Here is a 2,160-nt window from a genome sequence, read left to right on the forward strand (position 1 = left end):
GGGACGCGCTGCTGACCCAGGCGCTGGTGGAGGCGGTGGACGAGCTGGGCGGCCGGCTCGCGGGCTACGCGCCGGACGGAGACCCGGAAAAGCGGTGGCAGGCGCTGATCGACAGCTTCACCACGCATCGGGCGCTGTGGGTCGCCCAGATCGAGGCCGTGGTCCAGGCGGAGAGGTCGCCCGAGGTGCGGGAACACCTCGCGGCGGGACAGCGCGAAGCACGTGAAGGGCTCGGCGGCTCGGTCCCGCTGGCTCTGCTGAGCGGCCTGATGCTCCAGTGGCTGGTGGATCCTGAACACGCGCCGTCCGGCGCGGACGTGGTCGCCGGACTGCCCGCAGCCCACGAACTGCCCTCGGTCCGTGAGTCGCCGACGGCGGAGGACTGATCCTCCGAGCGGCTATGCCCGGCGCGGAACGGGCCGTCGACGCCCTCGCCGGGCCCGCACCGGTGCCGGGTGAGTCGGTCGAGCTGACCAGACGGCGCCCTACTCGCTGCCGGGCACGGAGTCCTTGTGCCGCAGCCGGCCGACGCGGTAGAGCCGATCGCCGTCCGGCCACTCGGTGCCCTCGGGGTAGACGTCGCCCGCGCTGTAGAGCCGCCGGGCTCGGTGAACCGTCCGTACCGGTCGGGCGTCTTCCCTCACGACCCATGCCGCCGACGCAGGAGAACAACCGTGACCGACAAGGACGTCGAGCAGGCCGACGAGCGGGGATACGGCCCGGAGCCCTGGTGGGCGGGCCTCGGGGTGTGGGGAGCTGTCGCACTGATCGCTTTCGGAGGGCTCGCGGCAGTGTGGGTCACCTTCCGGCTGCCCGGCACCCCGGAAGAACTGGCGACCGGCTACCACCAGGCCGCCAAGGTCGCCGCCATCGGCCTGGTGATCGTGGGAAGCGCGTTGCTGAACCGCTGGCGTGCCCGGGGTGCGGCCGCCGAGGAGACGAACGAGGCCGAACGTTCCTGAGGCCATCGGCCGATGGCGACCGGTGTCACGCCCTCATGGGCCGCACCTCCGGCTTCGCGCGGGTGCCCCTCTCCAAGACCGCGGTGGACAGGGGCTCCCGCCCCCCCCCCGAGACCGGCCCCAGGCGGCGATGAGTCAGTTCCCCGCGATGTCGTGCACCGCGACCGTCACCGGCTTGCTCCCGCTGATCGCCTCCAGCGTCAGGCCCGCCGTGGCCGGGGTGTCCAGGAGCTCCAGCAGGACCGCCGCCACGTCGTCGCGCGGGATCGGGCCTCGGCCCGTCGAGGCGGCGAGCAGCACCCGGCCCGTTCCGGCGTCGTTCGTCAGCATCCCGGGGCGCAGGATCGTCCAGTCCAGGGCCGTCCTGGAACGCACGTACGCGTCCGCCTGCCCCTTGGCCCGCTGATAGACGTCGAAGACCTCGTCGCCCTCGTGGTCGGGGTCGGCACCCATGGACGAGACGACGACGTACCGGCGTACACCCGCGCGTTCCGCGGCGTCCGCGAAGAGCACCGCCGCGCCCCGGTCCACCGTGTCCTTGCGTTCCGCGCCGCTGTTCGGGCCCGCGCCCGCCGCGAAGACCACCGCGTCGGCGCCCCGTAGGGCGTCCGCGACCTCCTCGACACCGGCCGATTCGAGGTCGAGGACCAATGGCTCGGCTCCCGCCTCCCTGAGGTCGTCGCTCTGCTTCGGATCGCGGATGACGCCCACCGCTTCGTCACCGCGCGCGGCGAGCAGGCGCTCCAGCCGCAACGCGATCTGTCCGTGTCCACCTGCAATGACAATGCGCATGCTTCCGACCGTACGCCGGGGGGACCGCCCGCGCTCAAGGCCCGCCGCCCAGCCCGCCGCCCGCCCCGCCGGCGCGCCCCTGGCGGGGCAGGTCCAGGGCGGCGGCGGCCTCGGAGTCGCAGTACTCGCGTACCGCGCTGGTCCGGGCGACGATCCGGCCGCGATGCACCACGATCCGGCTGTACGCCAGGGAGAGCGCCCCGGCGAGGTCGCCGCCCCGTACGGCCAGCAGTTCCGCCGGGCTCCCGGGCTCGATCCGCACCCCGGGCAGCCCCATGGCCACCCTGGCGGCGGCCGAGACCGCCTCGTACGCGGACACCGCCCCCAGGCCGTGCTGTGCGGCCAGGAGGTACGCGGCCTCCAAGGGATCCCCCCGCCCGGCCGGTACGGCGGCGTCCCGCAGGGT

At 74.1% G+C, this 2,160-nt stretch carries 2 protein-coding genes and 2 pseudogenes; 2 read left to right on the forward strand and 2 right to left on the reverse strand.

Translation table 11 applies throughout. The annotated features are described in order from the left end of the window. Both IH13_RS0101645 and IH13_RS0101655 read left to right on the forward strand, forming a co-directional pair. Positions 1-386 (forward strand): annotated as a pseudogene (locus IH13_RS0101645) (TetR family transcriptional regulator); the annotation flags it as partial. Between the two features lie 288 nt (positions 387-674). Continuing rightward, a complete protein-coding gene (locus IH13_RS0101655; RefSeq protein ID WP_031080409.1) occupies positions 675-962 on the forward strand; it encodes a hypothetical protein in 288 nt (95 codons plus the stop codon). 135 nt (positions 963-1,097) lie between these two features. On the opposite strand, the gene IH13_RS0101660 is transcribed toward IH13_RS0101655, so the two are convergent. Together IH13_RS0101660 and IH13_RS0101665 are read right to left on the reverse strand one after the other, a co-directional pair. Next, entirely contained in the window at positions 1,098-1,754 is a 657-nt protein-coding gene (locus IH13_RS0101660) for an SDR family oxidoreductase (protein ID WP_031080410.1), read from the reverse strand. A 34-nt stretch (positions 1,755-1,788) separates the two neighbouring features. Beyond that, a pseudogene (locus IH13_RS0101665) lies at positions 1,789-2,160 on the reverse strand (hydrolase); the annotation flags it as partial.

This window comes from Streptomyces sp. NRRL WC-3549, from assembly GCF_000721935.1.
Taxonomy (GTDB): Bacteria; Actinomycetota; Actinomycetes; order Streptomycetales; family Streptomycetaceae; genus Streptomyces.